Origin of the sequence: Streptomyces sp. enrichment culture (assembly GCF_964273145.1) — a bacterium.
Lineage (GTDB): Bacteria > Actinomycetota > Actinomycetes > Streptomycetales > Streptomycetaceae > Streptomyces.
The window spans coordinates 4,693,273-4,707,572 of the sequence record NZ_OZ186873.1 but is presented as its reverse complement, the minus strand read 5'-3'; the positions used below and the strand labels follow the sequence as shown (position 1 = coordinate 4,707,572).

Annotated in this window: 11 protein-coding genes and 1 pseudogene; 2 read left to right on the top strand and 10 right to left on the bottom strand. The window is 73.3% G+C overall.

Features of this window, described 5'->3' with window-relative positions:
* Positions 1 to 2: 2 nt before the first annotated feature.
* The 4 genes from ACSU6Z_RS21360 to nsdA form a co-directional block, all read right to left on the bottom strand.
* Complete coding sequence (locus ACSU6Z_RS21360; RefSeq protein WP_437047848.1) at positions 3 to 2,483, bottom strand: [protein-PII] uridylyltransferase; 2,481 nt, start codon at positions 2,481 to 2,483, stop codon at positions 3 to 5.
* Positions 2,484 to 2,509: 26 nt separating this feature from the next.
* Entirely contained in the window at positions 2,510 to 2,848 is a 339-nt protein-coding gene (locus ACSU6Z_RS21355; RefSeq protein WP_015036464.1) for a P-II family nitrogen regulator, read from the bottom strand.
* The gene (locus ACSU6Z_RS21350; protein ID WP_437047847.1) at positions 2,845 to 4,188 is read right to left on the bottom strand and encodes an ammonium transporter; all 1,344 of its coding nucleotides are present in this window, start codon (positions 4,186 to 4,188) and stop codon (positions 2,845 to 2,847) included. The genes ACSU6Z_RS21355 and ACSU6Z_RS21350 overlap by 4 nt, the downstream gene beginning before the upstream one ends.
* Positions 4,189 to 4,519: 331 nt before the next feature.
* Positions 4,520 to 6,031 (bottom strand): transcriptional repressor NsdA, encoded by a 1,512-nt coding sequence (nsdA, locus tag ACSU6Z_RS21345; protein ID WP_437047846.1) that lies wholly within the window; start codon positions 6,029 to 6,031, stop codon positions 4,520 to 4,522.
* A 443-nt stretch (positions 6,032 to 6,474) separates the two neighbouring features.
* Here nsdA and ACSU6Z_RS21340 point away from each other — a divergent pair, with 443 nt between their 5' ends.
* Complete coding sequence (locus ACSU6Z_RS21340; RefSeq protein WP_437047844.1) at positions 6,475 to 7,140, top strand: bifunctional DNA primase/polymerase; 666 nt, start codon at positions 6,475 to 6,477, stop codon at positions 7,138 to 7,140.
* A 367-nt stretch (positions 7,141 to 7,507) separates the two neighbouring features.
* Here the strand turns inward: ACSU6Z_RS21340 and ftsY are convergent, their stop codons facing one another.
* Entirely contained in the window at positions 7,508 to 8,725 is a 1,218-nt protein-coding gene (gene ftsY, locus ACSU6Z_RS21335) for a signal recognition particle-docking protein FtsY (RefSeq protein ID WP_437047843.1), read from the bottom strand.
* Between the two features lie 494 nt (positions 8,726 to 9,219).
* Here ftsY and ACSU6Z_RS21330 point away from each other — a divergent pair, with 494 nt between their 5' ends.
* Positions 9,220 to 10,689, top strand: a complete 1,470-nt coding sequence (locus tag ACSU6Z_RS21330; protein WP_437047841.1) for a cytosine permease — start codon at positions 9,220 to 9,222, stop codon at positions 10,687 to 10,689.
* Between the two features lie 536 nt (positions 10,690 to 11,225).
* Here the strand turns inward: ACSU6Z_RS21330 and ACSU6Z_RS21325 are convergent.
* The 5 genes and pseudogenes from ACSU6Z_RS21325 to ACSU6Z_RS21305 form a co-directional block, all read right to left on the bottom strand.
* Positions 11,226 to 11,729 carry a DUF4396 domain-containing protein gene (locus ACSU6Z_RS21325; protein ID WP_437047839.1) on the bottom strand — a complete coding sequence of 168 codons (504 nt, stop codon included), beginning with the start codon at positions 11,727 to 11,729 and terminating at the stop codon, positions 11,226 to 11,228.
* 70 nt (positions 11,730 to 11,799) lie between these two features.
* On the bottom strand, positions 11,800 to 11,997 hold the full coding sequence (locus tag ACSU6Z_RS21320) for a hypothetical protein (protein WP_437047838.1): 198 nt from the start codon (positions 11,995 to 11,997) through the stop codon (positions 11,800 to 11,802).
* A 326-nt stretch (positions 11,998 to 12,323) separates the two neighbouring features.
* Positions 12,324 to 12,947, bottom strand: coding sequence for a DUF305 domain-containing protein (locus tag ACSU6Z_RS21315; protein ID WP_437047837.1), 624 nt, complete (start codon positions 12,945 to 12,947; stop codon positions 12,324 to 12,326).
* 122 nt (positions 12,948 to 13,069) lie between these two features.
* The gene (locus ACSU6Z_RS21310; RefSeq protein WP_437047835.1) at positions 13,070 to 13,471 is read right to left on the bottom strand and encodes a DUF6153 family protein; all 402 of its coding nucleotides are present in this window, start codon (positions 13,469 to 13,471) and stop codon (positions 13,070 to 13,072) included.
* An 84-nt stretch (positions 13,472 to 13,555) separates the two neighbouring features.
* Positions 13,556 to 14,046, bottom strand: a pseudogene (locus ACSU6Z_RS21305) (Tn3 family transposase); the annotation flags it as partial.
* Positions 14,047 to 14,300: the final 254 nt, after the last annotated feature.

Genomic DNA, 14,300 nt, shown 5'->3' with positions numbered 1-14,300 from the left:
CCTCACGCCCGCAGCGTCTCCTCCAGGCGGCGGGCCAGGGACGCGGCCTCCTCCCCCGGCAGCGGCGCGCCCTCGCCGGTGGTGACGTAGAAGGCGTCCACGGCGTTGGACCCCAGCGTCGACACGTGCGCGCTGCGCACCCGCACCCCCGCCTCCTCCAGCGCCCGCCCGATCCGGAACAGCAGTCCCGGCGCGTCCTGCGCGCGCACCTCGATCACCGTGGCCAGGCGCGAGGCGGCCGACGCGACCGTCACCCGCGGCGGCGGCGCGGCCACGCCCCGGCGCCGGGGGTAGGCGGCGTCCCGTTCGGCGAGGCGGGCGGCGATGTCCAGGGAGCCGTCCAGGGCGCGCACCAGGTCCGCGCGCAGCCGGGCGGCCTGCGGCAGGGAGCCGTACTCGGCGGCGACCCGCCAGTCCAGGAGGAGGACCGAACCGCCGACGCCGTCCGGCAGCGGCAGGGAGCGCAGCTCGGCGGTGCGGACGGTCAGCCGGTGCACGGCCAGGACACCGGAGACGGCGGGCAGCACGCCCGGCTGGTCGGGTACGGCGATCAGCAGCTCGACCCCGAGCGGCGCGGGCTCCCCGGCCGCCTCCTCGGCGGGCGGCTCGGCCTGGGCCCGCACCGCCAGTACGGGGCCGCCCGTGCGGAAGGCCTCGACGGCGAGCCGTTCCTGTTCCGCGGTGGGGGCGGCGTCCTCGGGATCGGCGGGGGCGTTCCCGGACAGGGCGGCCGAGACCCGTCCGACCAGCTCGGTGACGAGGGAGCCGCGCCAGGACGACCAGGCCGCCGGGCCGGTGGCCAGGGCGTCGGCCTCGGTGAGGGCGTGCAGCAGTTCCAGGGTGCCCTGGGCGCCGACCGCGTCGGCGACCGCGCGGACGGTGTCCGGGTCGTCCAGGTCGCGCCGGGTGGCCGTCTCGACGAGCAGCAGGTGGTGGCGTACGAGGGTGGCGACGACGGCGGTGTCCGCGCGGTCGAAGCCGATGCGGGCGGCCACGTCGCGGGCGATGGTCTCGCCGGCCACGCAGTGGTCGCCGGGCCAGCCCTTGCCGATGTCGTGCAGCAGCGCGGCGACGAGCAGCAGGTCGGGACGGCTGACACGGCGCGTGAACGCGCAGGCGCGGACGGCGGTCTCGATGAGGTGCCGGTCGACGGTCCACAGGTGCACGGCGTTGCGCTGGGGGCGGCAGCGGATCCGTTCCCAGTCGGGCAGGAGGCGGGTGATCAGCCCTTCCGCCTCCAGCGCTTCCCACACCTCGACGGTGGGGCGGCCGGAGCCGAGCAGGGTGACGAACTGCTCGCGCGCCTCGGCGGGCCAGGGCGTGGGCAGGGGGCGCGCGGTGGCCGCGAGGCGCCGTACGGCGTGCGGGGAGAGCGGGAGTCCGGCCTGCGCGGCGGCGGCCGCGGCGCGCAGCGGGAGCACGGGGTCGCGTTCGGGGCGGGCGGTGCGGGCGAGCACCACCTCGCCGTCCTGCTCGACCACGCCCTCCGCCAGCGGGGACCGTTCGGTGGCCGGTTTCCCGTCGCCCGCCACCGCCCTTCTGAGGAAGTCGCCCCGCTCCCTGGCCAGTTGGCGCAGACGCGGACGCGCCGCACGCGACCGCAGCACGCGCCCCACTTCCCGCCAGGTGACATCACCGGCGTAGGCGATGACGCGTGCCGCCTCGTACACCTGCCGCAGCAGGGTGTCGGCGTCGAGGAGGCCGAGCTCGGCCGCCACCTGATCCTGTTCCTGGAGCGCGAGCCGGTCGGTGGCCCGGCCCGTGGCCAGATGGAGCGCGTCGCGTACGTCGAGCAGGCGGCGCCGGGCGTCGGCGAGGCCCTCGCGCGGGGCGTCGGCGAGCCAGGAGGCGGCGACGGCGCGCAGGGCGGTGGCGTCGCGCAGCCCGCCCCGCGCCTCCTTCAGGTCCGGCTCCAGCAGGAACTGCAGCTCGCCCTGGCGCGCGGCCCGTTCGGCGCACAGCTCCCGGAGTTCGGGAAGGCGCTTGGGGGCCTGGTCGCGCCAGTCGGCCAGCACCGCCGTGCGCAGTCCCGCGGTGAGGGCGGGGTCGCCGGCGAGGTGGCGGGCGTCGAGCAGGCCGAGCTGGACCTTGAGGTCCTCGCCGGCCGTCCGGCGGGCCTCGGCGGGGGTGCGGACGGAGTGGTCGAGGGCGATGCCGAGGTCCCACACGGGGTACCAGAGGCGGTCGGCGAGGGCGGAGACCGCCTTCGGGTCGCCGCCGTCGTGCAGCAGGAGCAGGTCCAGGTCGCTGCGCGGGGACAGCTCGCCGCGGCCGTAGCCGCCGACGGCGACCAGTGCCACGCCCCTCGGCTCCGCCGCTCCCGCGTCGAAGAGGCCGGCCAGCCAGTCGTCCGTCAGACCGGCGAGGGCACTGCGGCGCGGCGGCCCGGACCGCGCCCCCTCGGTGAGGAGGCGCAGCCGGGCCGCCGCGTAGCCGCCGGGTCCCGAGTCCTCTGCTTCTTTCGTCACGTCCGTGCTCGTCACCCGGTGGCTCCTGTTCTGCTGCCGTGTCAGAGGGCGTCCGGGCCGCGCTCGCCGGTGCGGACCCGGACGGCCGTCTCGACCGGGACGGACCAGACCTTGCCGTCTCCGATCTTGCCGGTGCGGGCCGCCTTGACCACCACGTCGATGAGCTGTTCGGCGTCCTCGTCCTCGACCAGCACCTCGATGCGGATCTTGGGCACGAGGTCGACGGTGTACTCGGCGCCCCGGTAGACCTCGGTGTGGCCGCGCTGGCGGCCGTAGCCGCTGGCCTCGGTGACCGTCAGGCCGTGCACTCCGAAGGCCTGGAGGGCCTCCTTGATCTCGTCGAGCCGGTGCGGCTTGACGACGGCGGTGATGAGCTTCATGCGTCCACCTTCTTGTTCTCGGCCGGGACGGCAACCGGGACCGGCGCGGCGGCCGTACGGGCGGCACCGCCGCCGGCCCCGCTGAAGTCGTATGCGGTCTCGGCGTGTTCGGCCTGGTCGATGCCGGCCACTTCGTCGTCCTCCGACACCCGCATGCCGATCGTCCTGTCGAGGGCGAAGGCCAGGAGCGCTGAGACGGCCAGGGAGTAGGCGAGGACGGCGAAGACTCCGGCGCACTGCTTCCAGAACTGCTCCAGGCCGCCGCCGTAGAACAGGCCCGCGACGTCGGACTGGCCCTTGCCGGTGGCGAAGAATCCGACCAGCAGGGAGCCGGCGATGCCGCCGACCAGGTGGACGCCGATGACGTCGAGGGAGTCGTCGTAGTTCAGCTTGTACTTCAGGCCGACGGCCATGGCGCACAGCAGTCCGGCGACGGCACCGACGGCGATCGCGCCGAGCGGGGAGACCGCGCCGCCGGCCGGGGTGATGGCGACCAGGCCCGCGACCGCGCCGGAGGCGGCGCCCAGCGTGGTGAACGCGCCGTGGCGGATCTTCTCGTAGGCGAGCCAGGCCAGCATGGCGGCGCCGGTGGCGACCTGGGTGTTGAGGAACATCAGCGCGCCGACGCCGTCGTCGTTGCCCAGCCAGGAGCCGGCGTTGAAGCCGAACCAGCCGAACCACAGCAGGCCCGCGCCGAGCATGACCAGCGGCAGGCTGTGCGGGCGCATGGGGTCCTTCTTGAAGCCGATCCGCCTGCCGATGACGAGGATCACGCCGAGCGCCGCCGCACCGGCGTTGATGTGGACCGCCGTACCGCCGGCGAAGTCGATGACGCCCAGCTCGAAGGCCCAGCCGCCGGCGCCCCACACCCAGTGGGCGACCGGGAAGTAGACGACCGTGGCCCACAGGGCGACGAACAGCGCCCACGCGGTGAACTTCACCCGGTCGGCGAGGGCGCCGCTGATCAGGGCGGGGGTGAGGATCGCGAACATCAGCTGGAAGGCGCAGAAGACGAAGACGGGGACGGTGTAGCCGTCCCACAGCTCGGTCAGGCCGATGCCGCCGAGGCCGACCCAGTCGGAGTTCCAGCCGACGAGGCTGCCGGAGTCCGTGCCGAAGGCGAGGGAGAAGCCGTACAGCACCCACAGGACGGTGACGATCCCGAGGCTGATGAAGCTCATCATCAGCATGTTCAGGGTGCTCTTGACGCGGACCATGCCTCCGTAGAAGAAGGCCAGTGCCGGGGTCATGAGCATCACCAGGGCGGTGCAGATGAGCATGAAGCCTGTGTTGGCGGCAGAGAGCTCCGTCTCTGCGGCGAGCGTGATGGCTGGTGCCATCGGCGTCTCCTCGTCGTTGGTGCGGCCCCGTGCGGGCGAAGCCGGAGCGGATGCCGGAGCGGTGTGAGGGGTGGGCCGGTTCTGCGCCACGAGACTGGCGCAGCGCGGTTTCGATGGGGGCCCCTCGTTGTTTCGCCGCCGTGACGAAGGCGCCGTGCGTGTTACGCGTCGATGAACTGCGAGATGTCCGGCCGTGCGGCCGTTATCGTGGCGCGACCGAGGGAACCGGCCGCGGTGGCCTTCCGCTGACCTGGCGTGGGGGGAGCCGAGTCGGGCGGTTCGGGAAGGCCGGCCGCGGCCGGGGCTTGCGGGGCGCTGACGCCACGAGGTGTCAGACCGCCACGGCGGTCTCCGGGAGTTCGACGGCGAGCCGTTCGGTGAGGTCGCCGACTTCTGCGAGGTCGCCGAAGTCGCGTGCGGCCGTGTCGATCGTCTTGCGGATACGGGTGTTGACGCGTTCGGAGCGGACCTTGGCCGCGATCCGCATGGCCTCCCTGGCGTAGGCGGTGCTCTCCTCGGGTTCGCGCCGCAGCAGGTGCACGGTGGCCATGCCGATCAGGTTCAGCGCGTACGACCGCTGGTGTTCGCCGTCCTTCTCGAACAGCTCCACGGCCCGCCGCATCAGCGGCTCGGCCAGGGAGGCGTAGGCGGGGTCGCGGCCGGCGGCGTAGGCGAGGTCACGGAAGGAGTGGGAGTTCTCGCCGTGCAGCTCGGCCTCGGAGAAGAAGCGGATCCAGTCGGGGTCCGGCTCGTCCCACTCGTCGGCGTCGGCGAAGGTGTCCTCGGCCATGCGGACCGCCCGCTTGCACTTGCCGGGCTGGCCCATGTTGGCGTAGGCGCGGGCCTCCATCGCATACAGCATGGACTGGGTGCGCGGGCCGGCGCAGTCCCGGCTGCCGTACTGCGCGAGGTGGATCAGCTCCAGCGCGTCGTCCGGCCGGCCCAGGTGGATCATCTGCCGGCTCATGCTGGAGAGGATGTACGAGCCGAGCGGCCGGTCGCCCGCCTCCTTGGCGGCGTGCAGGGCGAGGACGAAGTACTTCTGCGCGGTGGGCTGGAGCCCGACGTCGTACGACATCCAGCCGGCGAGCTCGGCCAATTCGGCGGCCACCTTGAACAGCCTCCGGCGCACGGACTCGGGCTGGGACTCCTGGAGCAGGTCGGTCACCTCGTGCAGCTGGCCCACGACCGCCTTGCGGCGCAGACCGCCGCCGCACTGGGCGTCCCAGCGGCGGAACATGACGGTGGTCGTCTCCAGCAGGTCCAGCTCGGGCTTGGACAGGCGTCCCCGCACGCGCGTCGCGGGCACCGGCTCGGGGTCCGGCCGGGCGGCCGGGGACGCGGAAACCAGCCAGCGCTGCATGGGTTCGATGAGGGACGGGCCCGCGCAGAGGGTCAGCGAGGTCCCGAGGAAGCCGCGCCGCGCCAGCATCAGGTCGCTGCGCGAGAACTCGCTGAGCAGGGCCACGGTCTGCGGACCCGTCCAGGGCAGGTCGACACCGGTCGCGGAGGGGAGCGGGCGGGAGGTGCGCAGGCCCAGGTCCTCGATGGAGACGACGACGCCGAAGCGTTCGGAGAACAGCTCGGACAGGATGCGCGGGATCGGTTCGCGCGGGTTCTCCCCGTCGAGCCAGCGCCGCACGCGCGAGGTGTCCGTGGAGACGTGGTGGGCGCCCAGCTGGCGGGCGCGGCGGTTGACCTGGCGGGCGAGCTCCCCCTTGGACCAGCCGCTGCGCACGAACCACGACGCGAGCAGCTCGTTGGGGCGTTTCTCGGGGCTCACGGCGGGCCCGGTGTGCGCAGCGTGTCCAGCGCTCGTCCCGCTTCCGCCGTTGCCGCCCACTGAAACGCCCCCATCCCTGAGACCACTTGTCGCCGAGTGCGCCGAAGCCCTGCCGGAACGCCGTGGTCACAGCCGTTCGTCCGACGCTTGTCGCCCTTCGGGCGGAGAGCCGCCTTGCCTCCGGCATACCCACGTGTGCATGTGCCTCCAGGCTCCGTGCACACAAAGTAATCCTACGATCACCCGCCCGGGACGGGCTTCACGGAAACGCCACCATTCGCCACCCCATCGAATGAATGAGTGGTGACCTCCGCGCGATTCACTTGACAGCGGCTGAACAGGAGTGGGTGCAGCGGTGTACACCGGAGCGCACGCAGCCGAACTCACCACCCCGAGTGCCACAAGGCGCTGTCTGGATCGCGCGGCGCCGGGGATGTGAAGGCAGAGAGTCACTTCGTGTGTCCGCTGCGTAACCGTCGGTGCGCCGGACCGTTGGAGGGGGTATGGGGTTCACCATCGGCAGCGGTCGGGGCATCCGCGACATCCGGCCCGGTTCGCGCCGCCGTGGCCGCTCGTCGGAGTGCACGATCGTGGCCGAGTTCACCGGACTGTGGGGCTGGGACGTCGTACCGGGTGCGCGGGCCGCCGCGGGCGCCTGCTCCTGCGGCCGTCGCGACTGCCGCGCCCCGGGCGCGCACCCGCTGGGTTTCGCGGCGGAGATCCCCGCCGGCTCCACGCTGGACGAGGTGACCGAGGCGTGGGCCGAGGTCCCCGGCGCCTCGGTGATGCTGCCGGTCGGCCGGGCCTTCGACGTGATCGAGGTGGCGGAGCCCGCCGGACGCCGGGCCCTGACCCGGCTGGAGCGCATGGGCCTGCCGCTCGGCCCGGTCACGGCGACCCCGCAGGGCCGCGCCCACTTCTTCGTCGCGCCGGGCGGCGCCGCCGAGCTGCCCCGGCTGCTCTACCGCATGGGCTGGGACACCCCCTCCGCCCTCGATCTGCGCGGCCTCGGTCCCGGTACGTACATCACGGCCCCGCCTTCCGACCGTGGCGGGCTCGGCCCGGTGCGCTGGCTGCGCCCGCCCGCCCTCGACTCGGCGACCAGGCCGCCGGCGGCGCGGCTGTTGCTGGGGACGCTGGCGTACCTGGCACACCGGTCGCGGACCTGAAGCCCGTCGCCGGGATCGGACCGCGGAGAGGTGGCGTCACCGGCCGGCGCCGGTGACGGGGTCCGGTGCGCGCGGCCGTGAGGCGGAGGAGCGGATCGGCACGGGCGCACGGAGCGCCGGCGAGTGACGACAGCGAGGCAGCCGGTGCCTACCGGACTCCGCGTTCGCGGCATGGGCCGAACGGCAGCCCCCGGCGAAACGGGCACGCGCCCCGTACGGCGAAACGCCCGCGTCCGGCGCCGGCCGCCGCGTTCCGTACGCGCCCGTACGGCGAAGCGCCCGCTCCCGGCGGATGCCGGGGCGGGCGCTCCTTCTCGGGCAGCCGCCGGTTCCGGCACCTGCGTCCGAAGCGTTGGGTAACCGCGTCTCAGTCACCGATCAGCGCGTCCACGAACGCCTCCGGCTCGAACGGCGCGAGGTCGTCCGCGCCCTCGCCGAGGCCGATGAGCTTGACCGGCACGCCCAGCTCGCGCTGCACGGCGACCACGATGCCGCCCTTGGCGGTGCCGTCCAGCTTGGTGAGCACGATGCCGGTGATGTCGACGACCTCGGCGAAGACACGGGCCTGGACCAGGCCGTTCTGGCCGGTGGTGGCGTCGAGCACGAGCAGCACCTCGTCCAGCGGGGCGTGCTTCTCCACCACGCGCTTGACCTTGCCCAGCTCGTCCATGAGGCCGGTCTTGGTGTGCAGGCGGCCGGCGGTGTCGATGAGGACGACGTCGGCGCCGATCTCCTTGCCCTCCTTGACCGCGTCGAAGGCGACGGAGGCCGGGTCGCCGGCTTCGGGGCCGCGCACGGTGTGGGCGCCCACCCGCTCACCCCAGGTCTGGAGCTGGTCGGCGGCGGCGGCACGGAAGGTGTCGGCCGCGCCGAGGACGACGGAGTTGCCGTCGGCCACCAGGACACGGGCGAGCTTGCCGGTGGTGGTGGTCTTGCCGGTGCCGTTGACGCCGACGACCATCACGATGCCCGGCTTGCGGCCCTCCGGCTCGGTCCTGACCGTGCGGTCCATGTCGGGGCCGACCAGCGTGAGCAGCTCCTCGCGCAGCAGGGCGCGCAGTTCCTGGGGCGTGCGGGTGCCGAGCACCTTCACGCGCTCGCGCAGCCGCTCCACCAGCTCCTGGGTGGGCTGCACACCGACGTCGGCGGTGAGCAGCGTGTCCTCGATCTCCTCCCAGGTGTCCTCGTCGAGGTGCTCGCGGGACAGCAGCGTGAGCAGGCCCTTGCCCAGGGCGTTCTGGGAGCGGGAGAGTCGGGCGCGGAGCCGGACCAGACGGCCGGCGGTGGGCTCGGGAACCTCGATCGGAGGCGCTTCGAGCCCTTCGACGGCGGGCGGTTCCCCGACGACGACGGGACCGGTGCCACCGTCCGGGAGATCCACCTCCTCGACCGTCCGGCGCGGTTCGTCGCGCGGCGTCTCGGCCTCTTCACCGACGTGCGGCTCGGCCGGGGGGGCGGTGATGTCGGGCGCGGCGGGCGGCGGCTGGGGCAGTTGCCGCTTCCTGCGGCGACTGCCCACCACCAGCCCGCTGAGCGCGCCGAGCACGACCACGGCGATGACTACAGCAAGGATGACGATTTCCATAACGGCTCCAGTATGCGCGACCCCTCGCCCCCGCCCCCCTTTGTCCGCGGGGGTCCGCGCGCCCCCGGACCGGGTCGGCCCGCGCCCCGGCTCGTCGCCGGCGCAGAGCCCTGGAGGCGGGGTCACGGCCCGTCCGGTATCGGCTGACGGCCGAGCCCGTCGGCGGGACGACGGAACGGGTGCGCCAAGGCGTACGCGGGGGTGGCACGGCTCGTGCCGGGACGTGCCACGTCGTCACATCCGCTCCGGGCGCGTCCGCTCACACGGGCGCGAGGAGGGGCGTTTTGTATCTTCCTCCCAAGGACAAAGGGCCCTGTGAGTAAGGAGTCGGAGCAAAGTACGATGGAAGACGACGCGTCAACGCGCGTAGAGTCCGGACGACCCCTTCCTCCCTTCTTTCTCCCCCTTTTCCTCCTCTCCCCCCTCAGCCCGGGGATCGGACCCACGCGGCCCCGGGCACGCCCCCACGACCGAGGCACGGAAACCCGACTTTCATGAGCAAAATCGCCGAGACCGAAGGCGCCCTGGAGACCCGCGGCATCGAGCAGGTGCCCGACCACGAGCGCACCGCGAGGACGCGCGAGCTGTTCCCCACCTGGGTGGGCGCCAACATCAGCGTCCTGCTGCTCACGATGGGCGCGAGCCTCGTCGTGGCCTACCACCTCAACCTCTGGCAGGCCCTGGTGGTCGCCGTGGCCGCCCCGATCGTGTCGTACGGGCTGGTCGGATTGATCGGCATCGCCGGCAAGCGCGGCGGCGCACCCGGCATGGCACTGTCCCGGGCGGTGTTCGGGCAGCGCGGCAATCTGCTGCCCGGTTCGCTGATCTGGGTCGCCCGCTGGGGCTGGGAGACGATCAACGCGGTCACCGGCGCCTACGCGATGCTCTCCGTGCTGGACATCCTGTTCGGCATACGGGCCAACAGCGTCCTGGACATGGTGATGCTGCTCGCCTTCGTCGTCGCGACCTTCGCGATCTCCGGGCTCGGCATCAACGCGGTCCAGAAGTGCAACAAGTACGCGACGTACCTGTTCGGTGTCTTCTCGGTGCTGGTGCTGGTGTACCTGGTGGTCGACACGGACTGGGCGCGGGTCTTCGACCGGCCCGCCGGCTCGGTGGCCGCGGTGGTCACCGGCGTGGGCCTGATCGCGGCGGGCGGCGTCAGCTGGATCCCGTCCGCCCCCGACTTCACCCGCTACCTGCCGCGCACCGCCTCCGCCAAGGGCATCGTGGGCGTCACCGTCGGCGGTGCCGGCATCGTCGTCCTGCCCATGGTCCTCATGGGCGTGGTCATGGCGGTCTCCACCCCGGACCTGGCCTCGGCCTCCGACCCGGTCTCCTTCCTCGGCGAGATCCTGCCGACGTGGATCGCGGTGCCGTACCTGCTGATCGCGCTGATCGGCATGCTGCTGATCAACTCGATGTCGATGTACTCGGCGGGCTTCACCGCGCAGACCCTGGGCATCAAGGTCCCGCGGCACTGGGCCGTCTCCGTCAACGCCGTGATCTCGCTGGTCTTCGGTGGCGTGCTGATGCTGGTGGCGACCAGCTTCATGGGCTCCTTCATCGCCTTCCTGTCGCTGCTGGCGGTCGCCTTCTCCGCCTGGGTCGGCGTCTTCGGCGCGGACATGCTGCGCCGCAAGGAGTACGACGGCGAGGCCATGGCCGACACCGGGCGCACCAGCGCCTACTGGTACCGGGGCGGGTTCTCCCCCGCCGCGGTGGCCGCCTGGGCGGTGGGCCTGATCGCGGGCCTGATGTTCAGCACCTCCGACTGGTTCACCGGCCCGCTCGCCACGAACAACGTCATCGGCGAGTACGGCCTGGGCTGGGTGGCCACGGTCGTGATCTCCGGCCTGCTGTACCTGGCCCTGCCGAAGCCGGCGGTGGTCGCGCCGGCGCGGCGCGCCGGGCAGGCGGACCCCGCCGAACGGGCCGCACAGCCGGACTCGGTCGCCGTCTGACCCTCGGATTCCGGCTCCGCGCCGCGTCTCCACGTCTGCGCGTCCCCCCTTTCGCCCGGCCGGGCGAAAGGGGGGACGTCGCCGTTCGCACCTCCGGCCACCGCTATGCGCCTTCGGCGGCCGACCGTACGTGCCGCCGCCGGGCCGCGTTCGGGAAAGGCCGGTCCGGGCGGTCCGCGGGAGCGGGAAGCCCGACGGTCCGCGGGAGCGGGGACGGCCTCGGGGACCATCGGCACAGCGGTTGGCGCCGGGAACGATCCTGGTTGGGGCGCGGGGGTGCCGGCGCGGTTCTCGTACTCACGGCGGGCCCTTGCGCTGGGCCGGCACAGCCGGGATGCCGTGGCCGTCGCCGAGCGGCCGGCAGCGGGCGAGGAGCTGGCAAGTGCACGACGGGGACGGCGGTCACGCGCAGGGTGTAGCCCTGGCTTCGCAGTACGGTCGCCCCTGGTCGAGCGCGGCCCGTTCGGCCGGCTCCGGTTCGGCGGTGCGGAGGAAGGTGTCGGTGCGGGCCGTCTCGCGGCCCACACCGGTTCGACTCAGTGGTAGGCGTGGACGACCGCGTGGCCTTTGCCGCGACCGATCATCCACTTGTTCACCGGCGTGGTGACCAGGAAGGCGACGGCGAATCCCCCCAGCAGGGCCGACCAGAAGAGACCGTCGGAGAGATGGGCGTCCATCGCTCCGGGGGTCAGGGCGATGATCGCGTTGTCGACGAACTCCATGACCGCGATCGAGACGGTGTCTGCCGCGAGGGCGACCTTGATCGCGCTCTTGAAGTCCAGGCCGGCCCGGCGGACCGCGAAGAGCGTGAACGAGTAGCCGAAGATGAACGCCAGGGTGATCGCCAGGATCATGGTGGGCACGTTGCCCCACAGCAGGGCGGTGCCGATGACCATGCCGAGGATCTCGCCGATGGCGCAGCCGGTGAGGCAGTGCAGGGTTGCCTTGGCAGCGGTCGGCCACGACGCACCTGCGTGTCCGTGGCCGGTGTGGTCGTGCGTGGCGGGTGCGTGGTCGGTGCCGTGGTCCATGGCCTTCATCCCCTGTCCCGTCCGGTGTGACGTGCCATCTGGTTCCACTTCACGAACAATATACCCCCTGGGGGTATTCCTAAAGGTGGTCCGGCTTGGTCGTCGCGGCGGACGGCTGATGGAGGACGGACCAGGCGCGGCCGGCGTCGGTGCTGCGGACCGAGCCCAGGTGCGGCGAGGCGGCGTCCGGGCCTGCCGGTGAGGGGTGGCCGCCGGCCAGGAAGGCGCAGGGGCCTGTGACGGTGAAGCCCATCGTGTCCTGATAGCGGCCGGCCACGCGGTGGGCCGTGCCGTCGCCGAGGTGGAAGATGCCGTGGTGGCCGGCGGCGTAGACACGTTGTCGGCCGGGTCGACGCCCAGCCCGTGCAGATGGCCGGTCCCCGGGTCCGGTTCTGCGGACTGCTCACCGGTGGCGGAGGTGGAGCGGGCGGCGAGCAGCAGGCCGGCCGCCGCCGGGAGGGATGCGGTGCGAGTGCGGCGCCGCCGTATGCGGGCGGAGGGTGATCACGCCGGGTCCAAGCTGTCGTCAAGGGAGGAGAACGACGGTGGGTGCGCCCGGGGGCGGGCACCTGCGGGCGCCCGCCCCCGGGCTGCCGGGCCGGATCAGTTCTTGCCGAGCAGCTTGTTCATCCGCTCGATCTCCGCACTCTGCGACGTGACGATCTGCCCGGCCATCTCCTTGGCCGGCGCATAGGCGCCGTCGGCCTGCTCGGTCCTGGCCATCTCGACCGCGCCTTCGTGGTGCTTGATCATCATCTCCAGGAAGGCGGTGTCGAACGCCTTGCCGGAGGCCTCCTTGAGCTGCCGCATCTCCTCGGCGGTCATCATCCCGCCGCCGTGCATCGAGTGGTCCATGGCGCCCTCGGCGGGCATTTCCTCGCCCCAGGACGCCAGCCACCCGGACAGTGTCTCGATCTCCGGGTCCTGGGCCTTCTTGATGTCCGCGGCGAGCGTCTTCACCTCGGCCGACTCGGCCCGGGAGAGGGCGAGGTCGGCCATCTCGACCGCCTGGCGGTGGTGGGGGATCATCCCCTTGGCGAAGGCGACGTCGGCCGCGTTGTGCTGCCCCTGCGAGGCCGAAGCGGAGGCGGAGGGGGACTTCGTGCTGTGGCCGTCGTGCCCGGCCGGGCTGTCGCCGCTGCCGCCGCACGCGGCCAGGACGAGCGCGGCCGCGCCGGCGGCGGCGGAAGCGGCGGTGCGACGGACGAGGGAACGCTTGCTGTTCATGGTGGTGCGACTCCTTCGAACGCAGGCCCTGGGGGCATGCGCGGATGCGGGAGAAGAGGGTGCGCTGGAGTATCGGCACCGGTTCCCGGCAGGACCGGGGCAGAGGTGCCGTGCGGGCCGCTCTATATCCGCAGGAGTTGCAGTTCGGAAAGGTCCGGCGGCGCCCGGCCGCTCACGGACGACGCCGGTGTTCCGCCGTGCCGGGTGGCAGCGGCGGGCAGATCGGTGAACGCGGCGCTCAGCGCGGGCGGGGTGTAGGGGGAGCCGATACCGGTGGCCGCGCACGTGCCGTCGGCGTGACCGAGATGGCCCGCTCCACCAGCCGCGTGCGAGCACTCCCCGACCACGGCAGAGCCGCTGTCCGCGTGGGCCATGACCGTGGCGTGGCCGCCGCCGGGGTGGGCCGCCGTCACGGGGCTGGGGGACAGGGCATGCATGCCCAGCACTCCGGCCAGCACCGCCAGGACCAGCAGCGCGAACAGCCGCCCGGCGGGGCGGCTGCCTGAGAAACTGCGCGCGGTCACCGTTTCATCGTACGGCCCGGCCCCGCGGCCCGGCCGCATACCGGGTGCTCGGCAGACGCCCTGCCGCCCGGCACGACCGGCGCTTCAGCTCTGTCCGCCGTCGTCGTCCTCGTCCGACTCGATCGTGTCCGGGTCGCGCAGCGGGCGCAGAGCGCCGGCCGCCGGGGGGCGAGGCGGCGAGGCTGTAGCGGCCGAGCAGGTTCGGGTCGCGGTGCTTGAGCGGGGAGAGCCGGGCGATGCCCTCCTCGCGGAGTCCGTGGCCTTCGGCCTTCGGCTGGGCGACGGCGGCGTCGATGTAACCCGTCGTCCACAGCACGATGGCGTTGAGGACCGGGCCGAGCGCGCCGAGCCGGCCCTCCATGCCCTCGCGGTACACCTGGTGGATGGTGCCGCGTTTGCCGCGGCACACGTCCCGGGCCGGCCTGTGGCGGACTCCTGCACGGTGAGCTGCCGGTTCATCTGCCTGCGGTAGGTGTCCTCGCCGGGGCGACCACGCGCGGCAGGTGCTCGGTCCTGGCGATCCGCCCGTACTCCGCGAACGCCTGCCCCGGCGGAGTTGGGCGCCCCTGTTCCCCGAGGCCGGGGAGGCCCGGCGGTCCGCGGGCGGAGCGGCGGGGAACGGTGGCGGGAGCGGCTCGCCGGCCGGGGCGGCAGCGCGCGGGGCGGCGTCCGGCCGGGCGCCGGGGAAGGCCCGGCCTGTGCCGGCACCCGTCCCGGAGGGCGACCGGCCGACGCGGACGCGCCGACGCCGGGGAAAAGCGCACTGCCCCGGCGCCACCGACCTCGCGGTCGGGGAGCCGGGGCAGTGCGCCTCGGGTACGAGGAGAGG

Coding starts and splice junctions, on each gene's coding strand:
- ACSU6Z_RS21315 (WP_437047837.1), bottom strand. CDS start 12,947: ATGAACAGCAAGCGTTCCCTCGTCCGTCGCACCGCCGCTTCCGCCGCC.
- ACSU6Z_RS21355 (WP_015036464.1), bottom strand. CDS start 2,848: ATGAAGCTCATCACCGCCGTCGTCAAGCCGCACCGGCTCGACGAGATC.
- ACSU6Z_RS21340 (WP_437047844.1), top strand. CDS start 6,475: ATGGGGTTCACCATCGGCAGCGGTCGGGGCATCCGCGACATCCGGCCC.
- ftsY (WP_437047843.1), bottom strand. CDS start 8,725: ATGGAAATCGTCATCCTTGCTGTAGTCATCGCCGTGGTCGTGCTCGGC.
- ACSU6Z_RS21325 (WP_437047839.1), bottom strand. CDS start 11,729: ATGAAGGCCATGGACCACGGCACCGACCACGCACCCGCCACGCACGAC.
- ACSU6Z_RS21350 (WP_437047847.1), bottom strand. CDS start 4,188: ATGGCACCAGCCATCACGCTCGCCGCAGAGACGGAGCTCTCTGCCGCC.
- ACSU6Z_RS21330 (WP_437047841.1), top strand. CDS start 9,220: ATGAGCAAAATCGCCGAGACCGAAGGCGCCCTGGAGACCCGCGGCATC.